Origin of the sequence: Pseudomonas sp. 29 (genome assembly GCF_002754355.1) — a bacterium.
Lineage (GTDB): Bacteria > Pseudomonadota > Gammaproteobacteria > Pseudomonadales > Pseudomonadaceae > Aquipseudomonas > Aquipseudomonas neuropathica.
Map to the genome: position 1 here is coordinate 3059060 of NZ_PEEY01000001.1, position 22552 is coordinate 3081611.

At 61.8% G+C, this 22552-nt stretch carries 15 protein-coding genes; 12 read left to right on the forward strand and 3 right to left on the reverse strand.

Annotated elements, in window-relative coordinates; all coding sequences use genetic code 11:
* Window positions 1-6: 6 nt before the first annotated feature.
* The 5 genes from CLU80_RS14260 to CLU80_RS14285 all read left to right on the forward strand — a co-directional run bounded on the left by CLU80_RS14260 (window position 7) and on the right by CLU80_RS14285 (window position 6384).
* Entirely contained in the window at window positions 7-873 is an 867-nt protein-coding gene (locus tag CLU80_RS14260) for an ABC transporter permease (RefSeq protein ID WP_099757659.1), read from the forward strand.
* Window positions 874-1047: 174 nt separating this feature from the next.
* A complete protein-coding gene (locus CLU80_RS14265) occupies window positions 1048-1965 on the forward strand; it encodes a LysR family transcriptional regulator (RefSeq protein ID WP_099757660.1) in 918 nt (305 codons plus the stop codon).
* A 223-nt stretch (window positions 1966-2188) separates the two neighbouring features.
* Window positions 2189-3727 (forward strand): MFS transporter, encoded by a 1539-nt coding sequence (locus CLU80_RS14275; RefSeq protein WP_093440212.1) that lies wholly within the window; start codon window positions 2189-2191, stop codon window positions 3725-3727.
* 27 nt (window positions 3728-3754) lie between these two features.
* Window positions 3755-4825 carry an HlyD family secretion protein gene (locus CLU80_RS14280; RefSeq protein ID WP_093440215.1) on the forward strand — a complete coding sequence of 357 codons (1071 nt, stop codon included), beginning with the start codon at window positions 3755-3757 and terminating at the stop codon, window positions 4823-4825.
* On the forward strand, window positions 4822-6384 hold the full coding sequence (locus tag CLU80_RS14285) for an efflux transporter outer membrane subunit (protein ID WP_286079739.1): 1563 nt from the start codon (window positions 4822-4824) through the stop codon (window positions 6382-6384). The genes CLU80_RS14280 and CLU80_RS14285 overlap by 4 nt, the downstream gene beginning before the upstream one ends.
* Here the strand turns inward: CLU80_RS14285 and CLU80_RS14290 are convergent.
* Entirely contained in the window at window positions 6365-7054 is a 690-nt protein-coding gene (locus tag CLU80_RS14290; RefSeq protein WP_016985563.1) for an NYN domain-containing protein, read from the reverse strand. The two genes, CLU80_RS14285 and CLU80_RS14290, sit on opposite strands and share 20 nt — an antisense overlap.
* A 486-nt stretch (window positions 7055-7540) precedes the next feature.
* Between CLU80_RS14290 and CLU80_RS14295 the strand changes: the two genes are divergently transcribed.
* From CLU80_RS14295 to CLU80_RS14310, 4 genes are read left to right on the forward strand one after another with little or no spacing between them, the layout of a single operon-like run.
* On the forward strand, window positions 7541-8320 hold the full coding sequence (locus CLU80_RS14295) for an efflux RND transporter periplasmic adaptor subunit (protein ID WP_099757661.1): 780 nt from the start codon (window positions 7541-7543) through the stop codon (window positions 8318-8320).
* Window positions 8317-9636, forward strand: a complete 1320-nt coding sequence (locus tag CLU80_RS14300; protein ID WP_099757662.1) for an efflux RND transporter periplasmic adaptor subunit — start codon at window positions 8317-8319, stop codon at window positions 9634-9636. The genes CLU80_RS14295 and CLU80_RS14300 overlap by 4 nt, the downstream gene beginning before the upstream one ends.
* Window positions 9637-11733 carry a site-2 protease family protein gene (locus CLU80_RS14305; protein ID WP_099757663.1) on the forward strand — a complete coding sequence of 699 codons (2097 nt, stop codon included), beginning with the start codon at window positions 9637-9639 and terminating at the stop codon, window positions 11731-11733.
* Between the two features lie 11 nt (window positions 11734-11744).
* On the forward strand, window positions 11745-12239 hold the full coding sequence (locus CLU80_RS14310; protein WP_099757664.1) for a GNAT family N-acetyltransferase: 495 nt from the start codon (window positions 11745-11747) through the stop codon (window positions 12237-12239).
* Between the two features lie 42 nt (window positions 12240-12281).
* Here the strand turns inward: CLU80_RS14310 and CLU80_RS14315 are convergent, their stop codons facing one another.
* Together CLU80_RS14315 and CLU80_RS14320 are read right to left on the reverse strand one after the other, a co-directional pair.
* Entirely contained in the window at window positions 12282-12593 is a 312-nt protein-coding gene (locus CLU80_RS14315) for a DUF6916 family protein (RefSeq protein ID WP_093440242.1), read from the reverse strand.
* A 54-nt stretch (window positions 12594-12647) separates the two neighbouring features.
* Window positions 12648-13235, reverse strand: a complete 588-nt coding sequence (locus tag CLU80_RS14320) for a phage tail protein (protein WP_099757665.1) — start codon at window positions 13233-13235, stop codon at window positions 12648-12650.
* Window positions 13236-13473: 238 nt separating this feature from the next.
* Between CLU80_RS14320 and CLU80_RS14325 the strand changes: the two genes are divergently transcribed.
* The 3 genes from CLU80_RS14325 to CLU80_RS14335 all read left to right on the forward strand — a co-directional run bounded on the left by CLU80_RS14325 (window position 13474) and on the right by CLU80_RS14335 (window position 22514).
* A complete protein-coding gene (locus CLU80_RS14325) occupies window positions 13474-15054 on the forward strand; it encodes a glycosyltransferase family 39 protein (protein ID WP_099757666.1) in 1581 nt (526 codons plus the stop codon).
* Window positions 15055-15204: 150 nt separating this feature from the next.
* Window positions 15205-16050 carry a sulfotransferase family protein gene (locus CLU80_RS14330; protein WP_093440257.1) on the forward strand — a complete coding sequence of 282 codons (846 nt, stop codon included), beginning with the start codon at window positions 15205-15207 and terminating at the stop codon, window positions 16048-16050.
* A gap of 56 nt (window positions 16051-16106) precedes the next feature.
* Entirely contained in the window at window positions 16107-22514 is a 6408-nt protein-coding gene (locus CLU80_RS14335; protein WP_099759379.1) for an Ig-like domain-containing protein, read from the forward strand.
* The last annotated feature ends 38 nt before the right edge of the window (window positions 22515-22552 follow it).

Consider the following 22552-nt stretch of genomic DNA (forward strand, 5'->3'; position numbering starts at 1 on the left):
TACCCGATGAGCCATTCATCATCTGTGCGTGAAGAGTTCGAAATTGTGCTGGAACCGTTGACGCAGGTGCCGGTTGAGCGAGAGCTGTCGCTCGGCACGCGACTGTGGCAACAGGGCTGGCTGCGTAAAAGCCTGATCCTGATTGTGCTGGCGGTGCTGTGGGAAGTGGTCGCGCGGATTCAGAACAACGACCTGATGCTGCCGAGTTTCCTGCAGACCAGCCATGCGTTGTTCGACGGGCTGCTCAGTGGTGAGTTATTGGCCAAAGTGTGGATATCGCTGGTGGTGCTGATCAAGGGTTATCTGATCGGTATCGTCCTCGCTTTTGCCCTGACCACGCTGGCGGTGTCGACGCAGTTGGGCCGTGATCTGCTGAGCACGATGACCTCGATGTTCAACCCGCTACCGGCGATTGCCCTGTTGCCACTGGCGCTGCTGTGGTTTGGTCTGGGGCAGAACAGCCTGATTTTCGTCCTGGTGCATTCGGTGTTGTGGGCGCTGGCGCTGAATACCTATGCCGGGTTTCTCGGTGTCTCGGAAACCTTGCGCATGGCCGGGCGCAATTATGGTTTGAAGGGCTTGCGACTGGTGCTGTTCATCCTGATTCCGGCAGCGCTGCCGTCGATTCTGGCCGGGTTGAAGATTGGCTGGGCGTTTGCCTGGCGCACGTTGATCGCGGCGGAATTGGTGTTTGGCGCGACCAGTGGCAAGGGCGGTCTGGGTTGGTACATTTTTCAGAATCGTAATGAGCTGTACACCGACAAGGTGTTTGCCGGGTTGGCGGTGGTGATCCTGATCGGGTTGCTAGTGGAGAACCTGGTGTTCGATACGCTGGAGCGGGTGACCGTTAAGCGGTGGGGGATGCAGCGGTAACTCTGTGGCGTTGCGTCTGCCCCCTTCGCGAGCAAGCTCGCTCCCACAGGAGAATGCATTCCAAATGTGGGAGCGAGCTTGCTCGCGAAGGCGTCAGTAAGATCAACGCCTACTCTGAAAGATGTTTGCTAGCATTGCGCCCAGATCAATCCTGATCGGCCAAGAGTGCTCAGCATGCAACTTCCGGACATGAACCTTCTGGTCGCCCTCGACGCCTTGCTCGACGAGGGCAGTGTGGTCGGCGCGGCGCGGCGGATGAATCTCAGCCCGGCCGCCATGAGCCGTACCCTGACGCGGATCCGCGAAGCCATCGGTGACCCGATCCTTGTGCGCGCCGGTCGTGGCCTAGTGCCAACCCCCAAGGCGCTGGAGTTGCGCGAACAGGTGCGCGATGTGGTCGAGCAGGCCGCGCTGTTGTTCCGTTCCGCCGACACCGTGGAACTGGGCACGTTACGCCGTCGTTTCAACATCCGCGCCAATGACTTTTTCATCGGTGTTTACGGCGGCAAGCTGTTCGACACCCTCGATCAATTGGCGCCGCACTGCGAATTGCGTTTCGTCCCGGAAGGCGATGGCGACGATGAGGCACTGCGCGAGGGACGTATTGATCTGAGCGTCAGCAACACCCGGCCGGTGACCCCGGAAGTCAAAGTGCAGAACCTGTTCTCGACGCATTTTGTCGGCTTGGTGCGTGAAGATCATCCACTGCTCGACGGTGAAATCACCGCCGAGCGCTACGCCGGGTTTTCCCATATCAGCATGTCGCGCCGTGGTATCGCGCGCGGCCCGATCGATACGGCGCTGAATGCGCTAGGCCTGGAGCGGCGCGTGGCGGTGATCGCGCCGAGTTTCCATGCGGCGATGTTTGCCTTGCCGGATTCCGATCTGATCTTGCCGGTGCCCAAAGAAGCGCTGCTCAGCGTGCGCCGGCTGGGTTTGAAACTGCGCTCATTCGACCTGCCTATCCCGTTGCCGACGCTGATGCTGACCCAGGCCTGGCACCCGCGTTTCGACAAGGATCCGGCGCATCGCTGGCTGCGGGAAACGCTCAAGGCTTGCTGCGACGAAACGTGGCTGGCTGCCCAGCCTTAACCTGCGAACCCACACAAAACCCTTGTAGGAGTGAGCCTGCTCGCGATAGCGGTGTGTCAGTCAACACATACATTGGCTGACCCAACGCTATCGCGAGCAGGCTCACTCCTACAGGGGTTAATTGTTGCGTCTGGCGCACTTATAACCTGCCAATAAGTCAATTTTCGTCATTGCCAAGCCCGACTAAGATGCTCCGGTATTTTTCCCTCCGGAGTGTGTACTCATGACATCCCTGACGGCCGCGATGCCCATCGCTGCGGCCAGCCCGGCGAAGGCGGCGACGCCACCGGTGTTCGGGGCGCGGATCATCATTGGCCTGGTCGGCGTGCTGCTGGCGGTGCTGGTGTCGGGTCTCAACGAGATGGTCACCAAGGTAGCCCTGGCCGACATCCGTGGCGGGTTGCACATCGGTTACGACGAAGGCACCTGGCTGGTCGCCAGCTACACCGCCACCTCGGTCGCGGCCATGGCCTTCGCGCCGTGGTGTTCGGTGACCTTCTCGTTGCGCCGCTTCACTCTCTGCGCCATTGGCCTGTTCACCTTGCTGGGTGTGCTGTGCCCGTTCGCGCCGAATTACGAAAGTCTGCTGCTGATGCGCATCCTGCAAGGTCTGGCCGGCGGTGCGTTACCGCCGATGCTGATGACCGTCGCCCTGCGCTTTTTGCCGGCGAACATCAAGCTTTACGGTCTGGCCGGCTACGCACTGACGGCGACATTCGGCCCGGGTCTCGGCACGCCGCTGGCCGGTTTGTGGACCGAATACGTCGGCTGGCAGTGGACGTTCTGGCAAATCATCGTGCCGTGCCTGATCGCCATGGCGATGGTCGCGTGGGGTATTCCGCAGGACCCGCTGCGCCTGGAGCGCCTCAAATCGTTCAACTGGAAAGGCCTGCTGCTGGGCTTTCCGGCGATCTGCATGTTGGTGATCGGTTTGCTGCAGGGCAATCGGCTGGACTGGTTCGAGTCGAGCCTGATCTGTGGATTGCTCGGCGCCGGTTCGCTGCTGCTGGTGGCGTTCCTGATCAACGAGTGGTCGCAGCCGATCCCGTTTTTCAAATTGCAGATGCTCGGTATTCGTAACCTGTCGTTCGCCTTGATGACCTTGGCCGGTGTGCTGATAGTTCTGCAGGCGGTGGTGTTGATTCCGTCGAGTTATCTGGCGCAGGTGCAGGGTTATCGCCCGGCGCAGACCGCACCGATCATGCTGATCGCCGCATTGCCGCAACTGATTGCGCTGCCGTTGGTGGCAGCGTTGTGCAACCTGCGCTGGGTCGATTGCCGCTGGGTGCTTGGCATGGGTTTGAGCATGTTGACGCTGTCCTGCCTGGGCGGATCGCTGCTGACTTCAGAATGGATTCGCGACAACTTCTACGTTCTGCAATGGCTGCAGATCTTCGGCCAGCCGATGTCGGTGCTGCCGCTGTTGATGCTCTCGACCGGCAGCATCCAGCCAACGGACGGTCCGTTTGCCTCGGCGTGGTTCAACACCGTGAAAGGTCTGGCGGCGGTGGTCGCCACCGGGGTGCTTGAGGCGCTGACTACGGCGCGTCTGCATTTCCACTCGACCATGTTGGTCGACAGCCTCGGCAATTCGCCGCTTGCCGATCGCAGCGATCCGGGCCTTGCCCATCGCCTGCACGAACAAGCCGTGGTGCTGACTTCTTCCGATCTCTATGTGTGCATGGCCGGCGTCGCGGTGGCGTTGATCCTGCTGATTTTCTGGCTGCCGACGCGGATCTTTCCGCCCCGCGCGTCGACCTGATTGCTGCACTGAACAATGAAGGTTTTTATGACGACTCAAGCAAAGCAAAAACTCGCGGTGGCCATAGCCGCCGCGCTGGCCGTCGGCGTGCTGGTGTATCTGGCGCTGCCCGGCGTGTTTGGCAAACGCACCCAGCAAAACACCAACGACGCCTTTGTCTCTGCCGACTACACCCTGGTGGTGCCGCGTGTGGCCGGCTTCATCAAAGAAGTGCTGGTGGAAGACAACCAGCAAGTGAAGGCCGGGCAATTGCTGGCGCTGATCGATGATCGCGATTTGCGCGCGTCGGCCGAAGCGGCGGACGCGCAGACCCTGGTCGCGCGGGCGCAATTGCAGAACGCCAAAGCGACGCTGGAACGCCAGACTTCGGTGATCGCCCAGGCGCAGGCCTCGGTGGTGTCGGCCAAAGCTGAAATGGCTTTCGCCCAGCAGGAGTTGAATCGCTACAACCATTTGGCCGGCGTTGGTGCCGGTACGGTGCAGAACGCGCAACAGGCGCGTACTCGCATCGATCAAGCCACGGCGCATCTCGACACCGCCACGGCGAAACTGGCGGCAGAGCGCAAGCAGGTCGACATTCTCACGGCTCAGCGGGATGCCGCCGAAGGCAGTTTGAAGCACGCACAAGCGGCGCTGGAAATCGCCAGTTTTGAACTCTCTTACACGCGTATCACTGCACCGCAGGACGGCATGATCGGCGAGCGTGCGGTGCGTGTTGGTGCCTATGTGACGCCGGGCAGCAAGCTGCTGGCGGTGGTTCCTTTGAAGCAGGCATATGTCGTGGCGAACTTTCAGGAGACGCAACTGACTGACGTGCAGCCAGGGCAAGAGGTGCAAGTACGCGTCGACAGCCTGGGTGGTGAAGCGCTGACCGGTCGTGTCGAGAGTATCGCCCCGGCGACGGGCGTGACCTTTGCGGCGGTGAAACCGGACAACGCCACCGGTAACTTCACCAAGGTGGTGCAGCGGATTCCGGTGAAGATCATGCTGGAACCGGGGCAGCCGTTGGCCGAACGGTTGCGGGTGGGCATGTCGGTGGAGGCGAGCATTGATACCAGAAGCTCGGCGACGTCGGTGCGTGAGGTGACTCAGCGATGAGCCGTGTTGATCGAACAGACGCCTTCGCGAGCAGGCTCGCTCCCACATTGGACCTCGGCAACACCGCAGCCCCCCTGTGGGAGCGAGCTTGCTCGCGAAGAGGCCAGTGGCAGCCACTCACTTTAAGTATCTTGCTTGCAGTAAGCCTCAGCGCCTGCACCGTAGGCCCTGATTTCCAGAAACCCGAAGCCACACAAATCGCCGACTGGGCCAAACCTGCCAAATCCGCCCCCAGCCAAGCCATCAGCGAACCCCTGAACGAACGCTGGTGGGAAGTCTTCCACGACCCGCAACTCTCCGCGCTCACTCAACGTGCGGTGCAGAGCAACCTCGACCTGCAACTGGCCAGCAGCCGTCTGCAACAAAGCCGCGCCGCTCGCCAGGTGATCACCGCTGATCGTTATCCGAACACCGCCGCCACGGGCAGTTATGCGCGCAAACGCAACAGCGGCGAGGGCCTGAACGATCCGTCCGGGCACAACGGTGATTCTGCCTTCAACCTGTGGGACGCCGGTTTTTCCGCCTCGTGGGAACTGGATTTCTGGGGTCGCGTGCGCCGCGAAACCGAAGCCGCCGACGCCAACCTCGAAGTCGCCGAAAACGACCGTCGCGGTGTGCTGCTCGCCGTGCTCGCCGATACGGCGCAAAACTACATCCAGCTACGCGGTGTGCAGAACACCCGTGCCGTCACCGAGCAGAACCTCGACGTCGCCCGGCATAGCCTGAAACTTTCGCAACTGCGCCTGGCCGACGGCGTGGCGACTGATCTCGACGTCGCCGAAGCCGCCGCGCAAGTCGCCGCGATCGAGTCGCGCCTGCCCGCGCTGGAACAGCGCCAATCGCAACTGATCAATGCGATCAGCCTGTTGATGGGCGAACCGCCACAGGCATTGGCCAAGGAGTTATCCACAGACGCAGCCGTGCCGCAGTCGCCGCTGCAAGTCGCCATCGGTCTGCCGTCGCAACTGGCCGAACGCCGACCGGATATCCGCCAGGCCGAAGCGCGTCTGCATGCGGCCACCGCCAATATCGGCGTGGCCAAGGGTGATTTCTATCCGCGTATCACCTTGTCCGGCAACCTCGGCTCGCAAGCCATGCAACTCAGCGACTTTGGCTCGTGGGGCTCACGCGCGTTCGGCATCGGCCCGCAATTCAGCCTGCCGCTGTTCGACGGCGGACGCCTGCGCGGCATGCTGCAACTGCGCGAAGCCCAGCAGCAGGAAGCGGCCGTCGCCTACCAGCAAACCGTACTGCGCGCATGGCACGAAATCGACGATCAACTGACCGCCTACAACGCCAGCCAGCGCCGCCGCGACAGCCTCGCCGAAGCCGTCCGCCAGAACCAGATCGCCCTGCGCACCGCGCAACAGCAATACGTCGAAGGCGTGGTCGATTTCGTCAACGTCCTCACCGTGCAAAGCGCGCTGCTGGCGACGCAGGAGCAGTGGGTTGAGAGTTCGACCGGTGTTTCGTTGGCGATGGTGGGTTTGTACAAGGCGTTGGGTGGGGGATGGGAGTCGGTGTATCCGGCAGAAGTACCTACCAATAATCCGGTTTGAACGCTGGTTTTTTGTGCGTGGCTACTCGGCCTGGAAACTGATTAATGAGCAATTCTTCCTCTGTGATCACGCGGCGCAGCCAGTGAGAGTGATCTTTCAGAGAGCCCGGGGTGGGCCGATTCAAACCTGCCCTGTGAGGAAGAATGACGCCGATGGTTAGGTGAGGAAAGTCCGCACGTATTGCTCTCAATGCGGGGGTGATATCAGTGTCACTCGAAACCAGTACGAGTTGTTCGACGCGATCTTGCGTTGCGAACATTGCCTGCTGGCAGGCAGTGCGATACATGCTGATCGCGATATGAACGTCGGTTTCCTTTTCTTCAAGCTTCCAGATGTCGACCTTGTCCTGACGTGAGGCCTTGGTGTTTTTGTCGATGAATCGAGGCGCTTTAGCCTGCTCAAGATGATGCCGACCAAAATGCACTCTGACATTGGTCGTGCGCAGTGCCCTTATGTAAGTGTCTTGGGCCTCTTTTGAAATTCGGCCCAGCGTCGCGAGTTCTGGTTTTATTGATGAGGTGAAATAGTCAATCGAGACAACGGCGTTCTGCGGGTTTTCGATGTGTGCGACATGAATCAGCAAACCTTCGAGATTGAGCCATTTATAGGGGGTGCCCGCGAGCAGCCCATAGAACAAGTTGTAGCCATCAACAAAGAAAGCAGTACGCACAAATTATTCCTCAGAAACGAAAAAACCGGCCTAGGCCGGTTTCTTCACCCCAACTGCCAGCGAACTGAATCGCTACGTACGGGGTTGAGTAAGGCAATCCTAGATTGAGCGCGTCATGCAGGTCAACCACCAAATAATTGCACGCTCACTTCGCTGGTTTAGCTCCAGCACCGGCTTGTCAGTTTTGGTTGCTGGTATCCGCCATGGTCAAGCCATTTAAGGGCTTGTGTATTAGAGGTTGTTGCAGAGAGAGGTAAATTCGCTCCGCGCCTATTTGCATAGGTAGCCTGTCTATCGCCATTTTCGCAGTGAGCAATCAGCAGTATCCCCAACTCGTGTAGGACGCCGGAATTTGCCTACATCTCTTAAACGGTCATTGAGCGGCTTTCTCTTTTGAAACATTACATTTCCGAAGAGTGATGGCCTTTCGCTTGACGCTAACCCCCGCTGTCGTAGACTCCGCACATCCGTCAGGGAGTAGCGGTTATGCAGCGTTTTCGCGGTTGGGTTATCGGATTGACCTTAGTTACGTGTGCAGTTCAGGCGCAAACGCCCGGGCCAGACGATCCGCTGCTGGATAATCCGGGGACGGCGGCGGCCACCGCGAGCAGTGAGGCGCGGGGGGTGTTGCGGGCGCGCGATCAGGCGACGCTGGCCAGTGAGCTTTCCGGGCGGATTGTCGAACTGCCGTTCAGCGAGGGCGAGTCGTTCAAGAAGGGCGATACGCTGGCGAAGTTCGATTGCTCTGCTTATCAAGCACAGCTGAATGCCGCACAAGCGGCCAGCCGGGGTGCCGGTGAAGAGCTGGCGCACAACAAACAGTTGGCTGCACTCAACTCTGTCGGGCGTTTCGAAGTGGCGCGGGCCGAGGCCAAGGTCAGCGAAACCCAGGCGCAATCCCAGGTGTATCAAGTGCAGGTCAAGCGCTGCAGCGTCGTCGCGCCGTTCGACGGGCAAGTGGTCGAGCGCAAGGTGCAGCGCTATGAAAGCGTGCCGGCCGGTGCACCGCTGCTCGATGTCGTCGATAACCGTACCCTCGAGATTCATTTGCTGGTGCCGTCGCGCTGGATGGCCAGACTCAAGCCCGGCCAGACCTTCAGCTTCGTTCCCGATGAAACCGGCCAGGCCATCGACGCCACGGTCAAACGCCTCGGCGCGCGAATCGATGAGGGCAGTCAGACCCTGTTGCTGGTCGCAACACTTCCCGAAGCCAAAGGTTTGCTCGCCGGCATGAGCGGCACCGCGCGTTTCCCGGAGCTGAAGTGAACGCGCCGGTGAGCGGCGGCGCTGAACAGGTGTTCGCGCGGTTTCTCGACCTTGAACGGCAGACTCGCGCTGCCCGCGATGCCGCGCAACTGGCCTACAGCCTGGTCAATGACGGCCAGTCGTTGTTTGGCTTTCGCCATGCCGCGTTATTGATCGCCGGCAAGGTACAAGCCGTGACGGGCGTCAGTGCGGTCGAGCCGAATGCGCCGTTCGTGGCGTTCGTCGAGCAGGCCGTGGCGCAGTTGTTCAAGCAGGATGTGCTGAAGCAAGCGCGGGTGATCGCGCCGGAACTGCTCAGCGAATCGATCCAGGCCGACTGGCGCAGTCTGTCCGCTGCGCAGGTGTTCTGGTTACCGCTGGTGGATCGCGACGCGCAGGTGTTCGGCGGCTTGTGGCTGGCGCGCGATGTGCCGTGGAATCCTTCCGAACAAGTCTTGCTGTCGCAACTCGGTGACACCTACAGCCACGCCTGGCTGGCGCTGCAACCGCGCAAACCGTGGCGGCTGCGCTGGACCCGCAAGCGTCAGGTGGCGTTGCTCGCGGTGCTGTTGCTCGGGCTGTTGCTTCCGGTGCGTCAATCGGTGCTGGCCCCGGCCGAAGTGGTACCGCTGGGTGGCCGCGTGGTGGCGGCGCCGCTGGACGGAGTAATCGCCGGGTTTCTGGTCAAACCCAATCAAACGGTAAAAAACGGCGATGTGCTGGTGCGTTTCGAAAGCACCACGCTCAAGGCGCAGGCCGACGTCGCTGAGCGTGCGCTGGGTGTGGCCGAAGCTGAACTGAAATCCAATTCCCAGCGCTCGTTTGCCGATGCCGAGTCGAGCGCAAAAGTCGACTTGCTCGCCGCTCGGGTTGAGCAGAAGCGCGCCGAACGTGACTACGCCCGTGAGCTGCTCAAGCGCAGCGAAGTGCGTGCCGAACGTGATGGCATCGCGGTGTTCGCCGACGCCGAGCGCTTGACCGGCAAACCGGTGCAGACCGGCGAACGCCTGATGGAAATTGCCGACCCCAATCAGGCTGAACTACGTATCGAACTGGCGGTGGGCGACGCGATCTCGTTGGAGCCTGGTGCCGAAGTGGCGTTGTTTCTCGACAGCGATCCGCTGAAGCGCCATCTCGCCACACTGGAACGCTCGGCGTACGAGGCGCAGCCGACGGCGGGCGGGCAACTGGCCTATCGGCTCGACGCCAATTTTACCGAGGCACCGCCGCGCATCGGCCTGCGCGGCACGGCGAAAATCTTCGGCGACCGCGCGCCGCTGGCGCTGTACTTGCTGCGCCGGCCACTGGCCGGTTTGCGCCAGAGTGTGGGTCTGTAGATGAATCTGCCGAGCCTGCGTGCCGACCTGCAACTGTCGCCCGCGGCGCCGGCCTTGGACGGTTCGCCGCGCTGGACCCTCGCCGATCCGGTGCGCGGGCGTTATTTCAAACTGGGCACGGCGGCGATGCGCTTGTTGCGCCATTGGTCGTTGGGCGACGCCGAGCAAGTCTTGCGCGCGGCCAATCGCGAGCCGGGTTTACCGTTGGCCGGCACCGAGCTTGAGCAGTTGCTGGAGTTCTTGCGCGGACACGATTTGATCAGTGCGCTCGACGATCAACAGCGCGCCAGCTACCGCCTCAAGGCCTTGGCACAGAAGCAAAGCCTGTGGCAAATCCTCCTGCATCAATATCTGTTTTTCCGTATTCCGCTGTGGCGCCCGGACGCGTTTCTCAATCGCGCGTGGCCGTGGCTTGCGCGCTTCGGCCCGCGCCTGCTGCGTTACGGTTTCCCGGCGACGCTGGCGTTGGGTGTGTTTCTGGTGGCGCGCGACTGGCAGCGTTTTATCGGCACGTTTCCACACCTGTTCAGCCTCGGCGGCGCATTGGCGTTTGGCGTGGCGTTGTTCTTTGCCAAGCTCTGTCACGAATTCGGCCATGCGTTCATGGCCAAGCGCGCCGGGTGTCGAGTGCAGAGCATGGGCGTGGCGTTCATGGTCTTGCTGCCGATGTTCTACACCGATGTCAGCGACGCCTGGCGGGTCAATGATCGCCGTGCGCGATTGCTGATCGGTGCCGGCGGTGTGCTCGCGGAATTGCTGTTGGCGTGTATTGCGCTCCTCGCATGGTCGTTGCTGCCGGATGGACCGGGGCGCACAGCGGCGTTCATGCTCGCCAGCGCCACGTGGATCACCACGCTGGTGGTCAACCTCAATCCGTTCATGCGTTTTGATGGTTATTTTCTGATCAGTGATTTCTGGGAAGTCGACAACTTGCAGGGGCGCGCATTTGCCCTGTGCCGTTGGCGCCTGCGCGAGTTTTTGTTCGGTTATGGCGCCCCGGCGCCGGAGCCGTGGTCGCCGAAGATGCAACGGCGTTTGCTGATCTGGGGGTATGGCTCATGGTTGTGGCGTGCGGCGTTGTTTTTCGGGATCGCACTGGCGGTCTATCACCTGTTTTTCAAGGTGTTGGGGATCTTCCTGATGCTGGTGGAACTGGTGTGGTTCATTTTTCTGCCGATCATGCGTGAGTGGCGCCAGTGGTGGAGCCGCCGTGAACAAGCGCACGGCCCGCGCGTGCTGCTCAGTGGGTTGGCGCTGCTCGGATTGTTGCTGGTGCTGATCGTGCCGTGGCGCAGTTCGGTGGAGTTGCCGACCATGCTCGAGGCCGGGCGCGCCAGTGCCCTGCACGCGCCGACGGCGGCGCGGGTCAAAGCGGTGAAGGTGACGGACGGGCAGAAAGTCGCGCAGGGCGATGTGCTGATCGAACTGGAGTCACCGGATCTAGAATCGCGGCTGGCGATCGTGCGCCGGGAAATCCAGATCCAGCAGCTGTTGATGCGTCGTCAGGCCAGTCGCAGCGAAACCGCCGCCGACGCTGGCATTGTCGAGCAGCGATTGGCCGAAGCGGTCGCCGAATACCGCGGGCTGACGGCGCAACGCGAACGCTTGCTGCTGCGCGCACCGCAGGCCGGCAACGTGCGTGATCTGCTGCCGAACATGACGGTCGGGCGCTGGCTGTCGAGCAAGGATGCACTGGCACGGGTCGTCGAAGACGGCGCGCGCCTGCGCGGTTATCTCGCCGAAGCCGAATTGTGGCGAGTCAAGCCCGGTGCCAGTGGCCGCTTCATCGCCGATGACCCGATGCACCCGGCGCTCGCCGTGCAATTGAATGAAATCGACACCAATGGCGTGGCCTACGTCGATCAGGAGGCGCTGACCTCCGATCACCACGGGCCGATTGCCGTGCGCCGCGATCAACAGCAGCGGGCCGAACCGGTGCAGGCGCAATACGGCGCGCGGCTCAGCGTGCTCGATACCGCGCCGACACCGCCGCAACCGTTGCGCGGTGTCGTGATTTTGCAGGGTAGCGGCGAATCGTTGCTCGGTGTGGCATGGCGCCGAATGGCGGCGCTGGGGGTCAGGGAAAGCGGTTTCTAACGGAGAGCACGATGGCGGACAACGCAGCAGTGGCGGCAGACGGATTGGTGGTGCGACCTTCGCGGGCAACCGACGCGCCGTTTTTGCAGGGCCTGTATCAGACGGCGCGGCCGGACCTGCAATGGGTCGACGGCGAGCAGGAACAGGTGCAGCAACTGGTCGCGCAGCAGTTTCAGGTGCAGGAGCAGGGCATGGGCGACAACTACCCCAACGCCATGCACTACGTGGTAGAAAAACTCGGCACGGCGATTGGCGCGTTGAGTACTGATTTCGGCGCCAACGAGATTCGCGTGTTGTACCTGGCGTTCATTCCGCAGGCGCGTGGCCAGGGTTTTGGGCGGGCGGTGCTGCAAGGCGTGCAGAAAGCCGCGCAGCAGATTCGCTGCCCGGTGGCGACGGTGGTCTGGACCAGCAATCCCCATGCGCGACGGCATTACCTCGCGCTCGGGTTTGCGGTTGAAGAAAGCAACCCGGCGGCGGAGCGACTGGTCTGGTATCCCCAGTAATCTCCGTGCAGGAGCCGCCGAAGGCTGCTCCTTGGGTTCGGGTCAGTTGAAGGTGATGTGGAAGTAAGCCAGCTCTGGCGGCCGCCCCATCGGTGGTACGCGCGACACGAAGATGCCGTCCACTCGCCCCAGTTCAGGCAACTCCAGTGTACATAAACCATCGACGAATTCAGTCGCTTCCAGGCTGCTCAGTTCGACGCTGAATGGCATGCGCTCGCTGTAACGCATTTGCGCCAGCGGTTTCTCTGCGAGTTCGCCGATATGGATTTGCAATGCGCTGCCATCGGGCAGATACAGGGTGCCGATCCGCCCGAGAAGGGCCTGGAAATGTTGGCTTTTAACCGATTGCAGCATGGTCTCGCTCCGGCAAAGAGGGGAGCCGGGGGAGGGTGATCCCCCGGTGGTCGATCAGTTACGCGAAGGGAAAATGCCGTTCAGCGCGATGCTGAAGTTCATCACCAGATACGGGTTCATGATGGGCAGCGGCAAGCCGTTGCCAGTTGGCGAGATCGTGCCGCTGATAGTGGTGGCCGCGCCTTTGAGCGGAACGGGTGATGCGCCCTGAGCATCGGAAAAGATATTCGCCAGACCTGGTCCGGTCCCCGAAGCACCAATGTAGGCGTTGGTCGCGGTCGGCGCGCCCGCCGGATTGCTGGCCGGGTTGGCCAGTTGCACGGTGGTGGTGGCGGTGAGGCCGGCGAGGGTGTGAGTGTGGTTCGGCAGGTTGTTGAGGGTGGCGGTGACTTGTTCGGCGCCGGAGATTTCGCCCATGACTCTCGGCGTCAGGCCCCCGCCATTGCCTTGGCAGATCGGCATGCGGCTCTGCAGGTTGGGCAGGCCGAAGTTGACGGTACCGTTGCCGCCGTAGGTGGTGCCGAGCAATGCAAACAACGCCTGGTTCTGGTTGATGCCGATGATCTGACCGTTGCACAAGGCCCAGCCGCTGGGCGCGTAGTTGAAGGCAAACGTCAGAACAGTGCCCATGTAAACGTCCATAAAGTCCTTATCCTTCTGATTGGTTGTCGGCGGGCCGCTAGTGGGATCAGGCTGGTGCTATTGCCTTGGCACTCCGTGGCCAGGTCACGCCACGCCAGAGCGTAGACGCGGATTGGCAAGGTTGCCGGGTGTCGTGAAGTCGCAAATCGGCATCGACGGTTCTCCTGCGCCTGACCTAGAGTGACTGGCAGGTTCGGGCTCATACAGGCGTGGTGTCGTGGCACGGCAAGAGGAAGTAATGGCGGTCAACAGAGTGACACCGGTGGGCGACACACAGGATCCGCATGCGACGCCGGGTTCGTGGTTTGTCCGCTTGCCCTTGATCCGTTGGGCGAGGGAGCACTGGCTGCTGCCGATCCTGCTCTTGGCCGCCGCTGTGCGTTTTTACGACCTGACTGCGGCGGCGATCTGGGGCGACGAAGGTTCCAGCCTGCTACTGGCGCGCTACTCGCTGGGCGATATCTGGCGCCACGCGGCGTTCGATGTGCATCCGCCGCTGTACTTCATGCTGCTGCATGGCTGGATCGAACTGTTCGGCGACGGGATTTTTGCCATTCGCTGTCTTAGCGCTCTGGCCGGCCTCGCCGCAGTCGGAATGGGTATCTGGCTGGTGGATCGCTTGGCCACGCGCCGCGCTGCGATCCTCGCCGGCCTGCTGCTGGCGCTGTTGCCGACTGCGGTGCGCTACAGCCAGGAAGTGCGCATGTATTCGCTGCTCGGCCTGTTGTTGATCGCCGCGACGCTGGCGTTGGTCTACTGGATCCGCCGGCCGCAGCGTCATCGCTATCTGGTGGTTTATGCGCTGTTGATGACGGCGGCGTTCTATACCCATTACTTCGCGGTGCTGGCGGCGCTGTGTCACTGGGTTTATCTGGGAGTAATCCGGTTCCAGCGCGGCTATCGCTTGCGGCATATCCAGCGCCCGGGCTGGTGGCTGGCGAATCTGACCATCGCGGCGTTGTACCTGCCGTGGCTGCCCAACCTGCTCGATCTGACGCAGCACATGGAACAACTCAAGGTCGGTGGCGATGTCGGCTGGGAAGACCCGGTGACGCTGGCGTCGTTGCCGTCGATGATCTGGACATGGCTGATCCAGGATGACGGCGAACATCTGCCGTTGCTGGTGTTCGGCGCGTTGCCGCTGGCATTGCTGCTGCTGACGGCGGTGGCGGTCATTCGTGATCGCAGCGTGTCGCGCGGCAGTGTCCTGCTGGCGTTGTACACCGGCTTACCGCTGTTGCTGGTGTTTGCGGTGTCGTTCATCACGCCGGTATTCATCGAGCGCTACCTGACCGCCTACGCCCTGGGTTTGCCGCTGCTGGCGGCGCTGGCCATCGACCGTTTGTACAGCCGCGTGCGGGTCCTCGCGTTGGCGGTGCTGGTGGTATTGCTCGGGGTGGAAATGGTTGGTCTGAACAACAACGCGGCGGTCGACAGCAATGATCAGTTCGATCGCGTGGTGAACTACGTCAATCAGCATTTCCAGCCCGGTGATCGCATCATCACCAGCGACATGCTCTGGTACTTGAGTTACGTCTACTACGATCGCACCGGCGCACAGGTGCGGCTGTACACGCCGCCGGCTGCAGACGGCCGCTCGACGCGGCCGAATCAATATGGTTTCGGTACGCTGGTCAGCGACGATGTCTACCTCGACAGCCTTGCCGAGGTTTCTGGCAACGCGCGGATATGGCTGGTCGGCACCCAGGATGACCCGACAGAGTTTGCAGCGCTGCCCGCCACTTGGCAGATCAGCGCGCAAGTCCATGCGGGCGGGGCACAAGTGCGCTTGATCACGCCGAAATCCGCAGCCGAATAGCGACTGTTCAGACTAAAACGTTTCACCTTTAAATCCGCGATAAAAAATTAACTGGTTAGTTCTTTTTGCTCTGAATTGATATCAAAACACTACTAGTCGCAGGGGGGTTGTTGGACTACGCTTTGTCGGACAAAGGGACTTTTGATCAGGGTGAAGGGATTGCAGCAGTTCCACTTTATCTCCGGCTTGCCGCGCTCAGGCTCCACCCTGCTTTCTGCGATTCTTTTGCAGAACCCGCGCTTTCACGCCGGCATGACCAGCCCGGTCGGATCGCTGTTCGCCAGTGTCCTCGAGCAATGCAGCGCCGGCAGTGAATACGGCGCGGTAATTGACACCGACATGCGCCGTCGTCTGTTGCGTGGTCTGTTCGACTCCTACTATGCCGACAAGGCCGACAAACCGGTGGTGTTCGACACCAATCGGCAGTGGAGCTCGCGTCTGCCGGCACTCAACGATCTGTTTCCGCAAGCCAAAGTCATCGCCTGCGTACGCAACGTCGCTTGGGTCATGGACAGTCTTGAACGCTTATACCGCGCCAATCCCTTTGAAAACACCAAGCTGTTTGGCGATGCCGTCGAGCGCAACACGGTGTACAGCCGTTGCGAAACCCTGGCTCAGCGCAATCGCCTGGTAGGTTTTGCCTGGGCTGCGCTCAAGGAAGCCTATTACGGCGAACACGCTGACTCACTGCTGATCATCGATTACGACTTGTTGACCCAGGCACCGGAGCGCGTGCTGCGGCTGGTCTATGAATTTATCGGTGAGCCCTGGTTCGAGCACGATTTCGAACATCTGGCCTATGACGCGCCGGCGTTCGACCAAGGCCTTGGCCTGGCTGGCCTGCACAAGGTCAAACCCAAGGTGGCCTTGCAGTCACGGCGCACCATTCTGCCGCCCGACCTGTTCAAGCAATACGCTGATTTGTCCTTTTGGCTCGATGGCTCAGCCAGCGCCGCCAATGTCATTCGTATGAAATCCGACGCCGCGATCAGTTGATCGCGGCGTTTTTCATTGATGCCTTACGTACCTTCGTTCGAGTTCGGGTGAGCAACATGTGGTGGAGCATTTTTGGCGGTGCAAAAGTCAGGTCTCGGGCAACCGCAGGTCAGCGTTCGCTGGCCTCGCCGATGATCATGTCGCTGGAGCCGCGCATGCTGTTCGACGGCGCGGTGGCCGCCACCGTGGCCGATACCGCTGCGCAAGCCGACAACCATGCACCCACCGCTGCCGATGCGGCCAAGGCGCCGGCAGCCGATCATCCCGTAGCGAGTAAAGACACCCACGGCCAGGCTGATGCCACACCGGCGGCCAGCCCGGTCGCGGTGCCCGGTCAGAGTGTGGTGTTCGTCGATTCGCGGGTGAAGGATGCCGACAGCCTGCTGCAAGGCATTGCTCCCGGCACGCAAGTGGTGAAACTCGACGCCAGCAAGGATGGTTTGCAACAGATCGCCGACTTCCTTGATCAGCATCACGGCGTCAGCTCGGTGCAGATCATTGCCCACGGCAACGCCGGTGACTTGTGGCTGGGCAACAGTTATCTCTCGGCAGACAACGTCGCCCAGCGCAGCGCGGTTCTCGCGGAAATCGGCAAGGACATGAATGCTGGCGGCGACATCCTGATTTACGGCTGCTACACCGCCGAAGGTGATCGTGGCTTGAGTTTCGTCGATTCGCTGGCGCAGTTGACCGGACGTGATGTGGCCGCTTCGAACAATCGCACCGGTGTCGGCGGCGACTGGGATCTGGAGATCGCCACCGGCACCATCGAAAGCGCCAACGTGCTGTCGAGCAAAGCCATGAGCGAGTACCAGTGGGGCCTGGCCACCTGGACGGCGACCAACAACCTCAACTCGGGTGTCGGCTCCCTGCGCGCGGCGCTGGCTTCGGCGCAGAACGGCGACATTGTCACGTTCAGTTCCGGCATGACCGTTCAGCTCACGTCGGAATTGCTGATCAACAAGAACATCACCGTCGATGGCGACCTGAACAACGACGGCGTCGCCGACGTGACCCTCGATGGTCAGTACAAAACCCGCGTGGTGGAAGTCACCTCCGGCAGCACCGTGACTCTCGACGGCCTGGTGATCACCAAAGGTCTGGTGGCGGGCAACGGCGGTAATGGCGGCTCGGCGGCGGCGGGCGCCATGGGCGGCGGCATTTTCAACGCCGGCACTCTTACCCTGAACAACGTCACCGTGACTGCGAACGCCGCTTCCGGCGGTGGTGGCGGCGGGGGGGTGACCGGCGGTTATGTCGGCGGTGGCGGTGGCGGTGGCGCGGGTATCGGTGGCCAGACCGGTGGCCATGGTGGTTCGTCCGGCCCAGCCACCGGCACTTATGCCGGCGGCGCAGGCAGTGCCAATGCCGGCGGTTATGGCGGTGGTTACAGCCCGACCGACATGGGCGGCCGAGGCGGCACCAGCACCGGTGGCGTGGGCGGCAATGGCGGCAACGCCGGTGCCGGTTACAGTCATGGCGGCAATGGCGGTTCGGCGAGCAACGGCAGCCTGTCGATTGGCGGCGGCGGCGGTGGTTCCGGCTGGGACAAAGTCGGCGGCGTCGGCGGCAATGCGGCGGGCGGTATCTACAACGCTTCGAGCGGCACCCTGAAAGTCATCGGCACCTCGGTCATCAGCAACAACATTGCTGCCGGCGGCGGCGGTGGTGGTGGCGGTGGGGTCGGCAGCAACGGTGCCGATGGCGGTGCCGGCGGTCGCGGCGTCGGGGCGATCTGGAACAACGGCGGTGTGGTGCTGATCACCGCGAGTAACTTCGCGGCGATCAGCGGCAACGGCGCCGCCAGCGGTGGCGGGGGTCTTTCCAACGGGGGTTCGACCGGCACGACGCCGAGCGCACTGGTGGGAATCTACAACAACGGCGGTACGCTCAACACCGCTTACGTGGAACCACCCACCGCCACCGTCGTGGTCGCCGATACCGCGCTGAGAATCGGCGAAACCTCGCTGGTGACCATCACCTTCAGTCGTGCGGTCAGCGGTTTCACCAACGCCGACCTGACCATTGCCAACGGTACGCTGACCAGTGTTTCCAGCGCCGACGGCGGAATTACCTGGACGGCGACCTTCACGCCGACCAACAACATTACCGACACCACCAACCTCATCACCCTCGATAACACCGGGGTGGCGGCAGTGTCCGACAGCGTGGCCGGTGTTGGCACCACCAACTCGAACAATTACGCGATCGATACTCAGCGCCCGACCGCGACCATCGTCATGGCCGACACCGCGCTGAAAATTGGCGATACATCTCTGGTGACCATTACCTTCAGCGAAGCGGTATCCGGTTTCACCAACGCCGACCTGACCATTGCCAATGGCACGCTGACCAACGTGTCCAGTGCTGACGGCGGCATCACCTGGACGGCGACCTTTACTCCGAGCAGCAGCATCAACGATGCGACCAACCTGATTACCCTGGACAACACCGGGATCGCCGATCTGGCCGGCAACGCCGGCAGCGGCACCACCGATTCAGCCAATTACGCCATCGACACCGTGCGACCGACAGCGACCATTGTCGTTGCCGACACCAATCTCGCGGCAGGCGAAACCTCTGTGGTGACCATCACCTTCAGCGAAGCGGTGAGCGGCTTCACCGCCGCCGACCTGACGGTGGCCAACGGCACCTTGAGCGGACTGAGCAGCAGCGACGGCGGCATCACCTGGACCGCCACGCTGACGCCAACCACGAGCGTCACCGACACCACCAACCTGATCACTCTGGACAATACCGGGGTCAATGACCTGTCCGGCAACGCCGGCACTGGCAGCACCAACTCCAACAACTACGCGATCGACACCGCACGACCGACGGCAACCATCGTGGTCGCCGATACCGCGCTTAAAATCGGCGAAACCTCGCTGGTCACCATCACTTTCAGCGAGGCCGTCAGCGGTTTCACCAACGCCGATCTGAGCATTGCCAACGGTACGTTGAGCGCAGTCAGCAGCGCGGATGGCGGCATCACCTGGACGGCCACTTTCACGCCGACCAGCAGCATCACTGACGCCACCAACCTCATCACGCTGAATAACAGCGGGGTCACCGATCTGGCGGGCAATACCGGCGTCGGCACCACCGATTCCAACAATTACGCGATCGACACCGTGCGGCCGACCGCCACCGTGGTGTTCGCGCAAAACACTTTGAAAATCGGCGATACCTCGCTGGTGACCATCACCTTCAGTGAAGCGGTGAGCGGTTTCACCAACGCCGACCTGACCATCGCCAACGGCACTCTGACGGCGGTCAGCAGTGCGGACGGCGGGATTACCTGGACGGCGACGTTTACGCCGAGTGCGAACATCACCGATGCCACCAACCTGGTGACGCTGGACAACACCGGTGTCGCCGACCTCGCCGGCAACGCTGGCAGCGGCACCACCGATTCGAACAATTACAGCATCGACACCCAGCGTCCGACGGCGACCATCGTGATCGCCGATCCTGCCCTGAGCGCCGGCGAAACCTCACTGGTGACCATCACCTTCAGCGAAGCGATCAGCGGTTTCAGCAACGCCGACCTCGCCGTGCCCAACGGCACGCTCACGGCGGTCAGTAGCGCGGATGGCGGCATCACCTGGACAGCGACGTTCACGCCGACCGTGGGGGTCAACGACACCAGCAATATCATCACCCTGGCCAACACCGGGATCGCTGACCTGGCCGGGAACGCCGGCACGGGCACGACCAACTCGGGCAACTTCACCATCAACACCGTGGCACCGACCGCGACCATCGTCGTCGCTGACAACAGCCTGACGATTGGTGAGACGACGACGGTGACCATCACCTTCAGCGAAGCCGTCAGCGGTTTCAACAATGCCGACCTGACGATTGCCAACGGTACGCTGACGGCGGTGAGCAGCAGCGATGGCGGCATCACCTGGACGGCGACGTTCACGCCAACCAGCAACATCACCGACGCCTCCAACCTGATCACCCTCGACAACAGCGGCGTGCAAAACGCCTCCGGCAACGCGGGCAATGGCACCACCAACTCCAACAACTACGCCATCGACACCCAACGCCCAACGGCAACCATTGCCCTTGCCGACTCGGCACTGGGCGTCGGCCAGACCACCACCGTGACCATCACCTTCAGCGAGGCGGTGAGCGGTTTGACTCTGGCCGATCTGACCGTGGCCAATGGCACGCTCTCCGGATTGAGCACGTCGGACAACATCACCTACACGGCGACGTTTACGCCGTCGGCGGGCATCACCGACACCAGCAACATCATCACCCTGGACAACACCGGCATCACTGACGTGGCGGGCAACTCCGGCAGCGGCACCACCGACTCGGGCAACTACGTGATCGATAGCCAGCGCCCGACCGCCACGATTGTCATCAGTGACACCGATCTGCGTCCCGGCGAAACCGCACTCGTCACAATCACCTTCAGCGAGGCGGTCACCGGCTTCGACAATTCCGACCTGAGCGTTGCCAACGGCACGCTGAGCAACGTCTCATCGAGCGACGGCGGCATCACCTGGACCGCCACGTTTACCCCGACCATTGGCCTCAGCGATGCCACCAACCTGATCGTGCTGAACAACGCAGGCATCAGCGATCTGGCGGGCAATGCCGGTATCGGCATTACCAACTCGGCCAACTACGCGGTGCAGACCGAAGTGCCGACGGCGACCATTGTCGTCGCGGATACTGCGCTCAAGGCCGGTGAAACCTCGACGGTGACCATCACCTTCAGTGAAGCGGTCAGCGGTTTCAGCAACGCTGACCTGACCATCGCCAACGGCACCTTGAGCAACGTCGCATCCAGTGACGGTGGCATTACCTGGACCGCTACGCTGACGCCGACCGCCAACATCACCGACACCAGCAACCTGATCACCCTCGACAACAGTGGGGTGACCAACGCTTCTGGCAACAGTGGCGTCGGCACCACCGATTCGAACAATTTCGCCATCGACACGGCGTTGCCGACTGCAACCATCGTGGTCGCCGACAATCGCCTGGGCATCGGTGAAACCACCACAGTGACCATCACGTTCAGTGAAGCAGTCAGCGGTTTTGACCTGTCGGACATCAGTGTCGCCAACGGCACATTGGCGAACCTGACCAGCAGCGATGGCGGCGTCACCTGGACCGCCACGCTGACGCCAACCGCCAACGTCAACGATGCGACCAACCTGATCATCGTCGACACCGCCGGCGTGCAGGATCTGGCCGGCAACCTTGGCGCCAGCATCGCCATTTCCAACAATTACGCGCTGGATGCGACCCGGCCAACGGTGGACATCGTGGTCGCCAATTCGCACTTGGGCATCGGCCAGACCACCACGGTGACCTTCACTTTCAGCGAGGCGGTGAGCAATTTCGACTTGTCCGACCTGAGCGTGACCAACGGTGATCTGAGCAACCTCAGCAGCAGTGATGGCGGCAAGACCTGGACCGCGACCTTCACGCCGACCGCCAACGTCAGCGATCCGAGCAACTTCATCGCGCTGGACACCAGCAACGTCACGGATCTGGCCGGTAACGTCGGCAGCACGGTGGCGGTGTCGAACAACTACGCACTCGACAGCGAACGGCCCACGGCGACGGTGGTGATTGCCAATCCGAATCTCGGTCTCGGCCAGACCTCCCAGGTAACCATCACCTTCAATGAGGCGGTCAGTGGTTTTGATCTGGCGGACATCAATGTTGGCAATGGCACCTTGTCCAACCTGAGCAGCAGCGACGGCGGCAAAACCTGGACCGCGACCCTGACGCCGAATGCCAACGTCAACAGCGCCAGCAATGCCATCAGCGTCAACAGCGCCGGGGTCAGTGATCTGTCCGGCAACAGCGGCAGCGGTGTCAGCAGCTCGAACAATTACGCGATCAACACCGTGCCGGCGGTCGTTCCTCCCACTACGCCAACCAGTGTGGTGATTCCCGATCCACTGATTCGCAGCAGCGATCCGGTGGCGCCGCCACCGCCGCCAAACGTGCCGTTGCAACCGATCATTTTCACCGCGCCGACCGGCGACCTCGGCTCCCCGCTGACCTTCGCGCCGCTGTTCGAGCAACGGGTGATCGGCAATGGCATCCGTCCTTTGGGCGATATTTTCATGAATCACGGAGCCCTCAGCCCGAGCTTCATCGCGCAAGTGTTCAGCAGCAGCGACAGCGGCGCTGATGGATCCGGTCACGGCTTCCTCGGTTTTGGCGGGGGTGACGGCGGCGTGTTCGGCAGCAGCACACTGGCGAGCCTGTTCAACCAGAACAGCGGCGCCGAGCGCGATTCGCTGAACGCGTTTGGCAGTCACTCACTCAAGGCTGGCGACGTTTCTCAAGGCCTGCGCGGCGTGTTTGGCGCACCGACGCTGGGCCAGCAATTGCAGGAAATAAAAGACAGCGAGCAGCACCGGGTCGACAACCTGGCGGCAGCACTGCAACAGGTCGGTATCAGCGAAATATCGGCCTGAACCAACCATTACTCAACACTGTGCGGGACCTAGGGGCG

Bases quoted from the DNA above. Each gene is read 5' to 3' on its own strand.
- CLU80_RS14280 (WP_093440215.1), top strand. From the start codon at position 3,755: ATGACGACTCAAGCAAAGCAAAAACTCGCGGTGGCCATAGCCGCCGCG.
- CLU80_RS14335 (WP_099759379.1), top strand. From the start codon at position 16,107: ATGTGGTGGAGCATTTTTGGCGGTGCAAAAGTCAGGTCTCGGGCAACC.
- CLU80_RS14265 (WP_099757660.1), top strand. From the start codon at position 1,048: ATGCAACTTCCGGACATGAACCTTCTGGTCGCCCTCGACGCCTTGCTC.
- CLU80_RS14305 (WP_099757663.1), top strand. From the start codon at position 9,637: ATGAATCTGCCGAGCCTGCGTGCCGACCTGCAACTGTCGCCCGCGGCG.
- CLU80_RS14310 (WP_099757664.1), top strand. From the start codon at position 11,745: ATGGCGGACAACGCAGCAGTGGCGGCAGACGGATTGGTGGTGCGACCT.
- CLU80_RS14275 (WP_093440212.1), top strand. From the start codon at position 2,189: ATGACATCCCTGACGGCCGCGATGCCCATCGCTGCGGCCAGCCCGGCG.
- CLU80_RS14320 (WP_099757665.1), bottom strand. From the start codon at position 13,235: ATGGACGTTTACATGGGCACTGTTCTGACGTTTGCCTTCAACTACGCG.
- CLU80_RS14285 (WP_286079739.1), top strand. From the start codon at position 4,822: ATGAGCCGTGTTGATCGAACAGACGCCTTCGCGAGCAGGCTCGCTCCC.
- CLU80_RS14260 (WP_099757659.1), top strand. From the start codon at position 7: ATGAGCCATTCATCATCTGTGCGTGAAGAGTTCGAAATTGTGCTGGAA.
- CLU80_RS14295 (WP_099757661.1), top strand. From the start codon at position 7,541: ATGCAGCGTTTTCGCGGTTGGGTTATCGGATTGACCTTAGTTACGTGT.
- CLU80_RS14315 (WP_093440242.1), bottom strand. From the start codon at position 12,593: ATGCTGCAATCGGTTAAAAGCCAACATTTCCAGGCCCTTCTCGGGCGG.
- CLU80_RS14325 (WP_099757666.1), top strand. From the start codon at position 13,474: ATGGCGGTCAACAGAGTGACACCGGTGGGCGACACACAGGATCCGCAT.